This is a genomic window from Nocardiopsis nanhaiensis (genome assembly GCF_054778635.1).
In genome coordinates this window covers 1-1,423 of record NZ_BAAGZJ010000182.1, presented here as the reverse complement: position 1 = coordinate 1,423, position 1,423 = coordinate 1, and the positions used below count along the sequence as shown (strand labels likewise).

The window sequence follows — 1,423 nt, the reverse complement described above, 5'->3', positions numbered from 1 at the left end:
CTAGTAGTACTTTGTTAACTCGTGTCGGGTGGGTGCTGCTGTGCGAGCGGCCGGTGACAGGTGGAACACACGCCGGTCCAGCACAGCAGCACCCCCTGGAGCACCTCCAGGACCTGGTACAGACTCAGACCGACGTCGACCTTTTTGGGTCGAGTCTTCGCAGCGTGAGGAAGGCTTGGGCAGCGGTGACCAGGGTGACGTGGTGGTGCCAGCCCCGCCAGGTCCGGCCCTCGTAGTGATCCAACCCGAGCCCGTGCTTGAGCTCGCGGTAGTCGTGCTCGATCCGCCACCGGATCTTGGCCAAGCGCACCAGGGACCGCAACACGGTGTCCGCGGGCAGACTGGACAGCCAGTAATCGGTCGGAGCTTCGTGGTGGGGCGGCCACTCAGCGATCAGCGTCTCGGGCGGTAGCACCCCGTCCCACCCCCGGGAGCCGCCAGCACGCACACGTGCCGCCTTGGTCGCGGCCACCCCGGCCGGACGCACCGCCATGACCAGGAACCGGCCCCGCATCGATCCGCGGGACCCCTGCCGCCAAGTGCACCGCCGCAACGCGCCGCGCCCCTGTTCCAGTGCCAGCTCCTTGAGCGAACGGGCCGCGGTGCGGTAGCGCGGCTGCGGCGGGCGTCCCCTGCCCCTGGGCCGTTCAGGCAGGTGGGGCACCGCCTGGCCGGGGTGGGCGTTGACGTCTTCACGCACCGCGACCACGTAGTCCAAACCGCGCTCGGCCAGCCCCTCGCGGAAAGCGTGGTTTTGCCCGTACCCGGCGTCGGCCACCACGACCTGGTCCTGGAGCCCCCAGGAGCGGGCCGCATCGATCATGTCCAGGGCCAGCCGCCACTTCTCCCGATGCCCCACCCCTTGGGGGATGCCGGTCTTGGCTCGGCGGGCATCGGCCGGATCAGCCCACTCCTTGGGCAGGAACAACCGCCAGTCCAAGGGCACCGAGGCGGCGTCGGTGACCGCGTGCAGGCTCACCCCCACCTGGCACAGCGACTTCTTGCCCAGAGCACCGCACCACTGGCGCACCGCCCCCGCCGACTGGTTCCCGGCCTTGGGAAAGGAGGTGTCGTCGATCACCCACGCATCGGGGTTGATGGCCTGGCTCACCTTGGTGGCGATCCGACGTCGGACCGGGGTGTGCTCCCAGGGGGAGGAGGCCACGAACTGCTGCAGTGCCTGCATGTTGCCGTCAGGCAGCCGTTCGGCCATGGGTTGGATGGACTTACGGCGTCCGTCCAGCATCAGTCCGCGCAGGTAACACTCGCCCCGCTGACGGCTATCACGGCGAGGGATGGAGGCGAAGACCTCGGCGCAGAAAGCGTCGAGGTCCTCGCGGAGTTCTTCCACAGCATCCAGGTCCACCCGTCCATCATGGCGGAGCCACGCTGAAAAATCAGGAACTTAACAAAGTACTACTAG

The 1,423-nt window shown here is 68.1% G+C and carries 1 protein-coding gene; it reads right to left on the bottom strand.

From position 1 onward, the window contains the following. Positions 1 to 124 precede the first annotated feature (124 nt). A complete protein-coding gene (locus ACYVD1_RS34660) occupies positions 125 to 1,366 on the bottom strand; it encodes an IS701 family transposase (protein ID WP_460778708.1) in 1,242 nt (413 codons plus the stop codon). Positions 1,367 to 1,423: the final 57 nt, after the last annotated feature.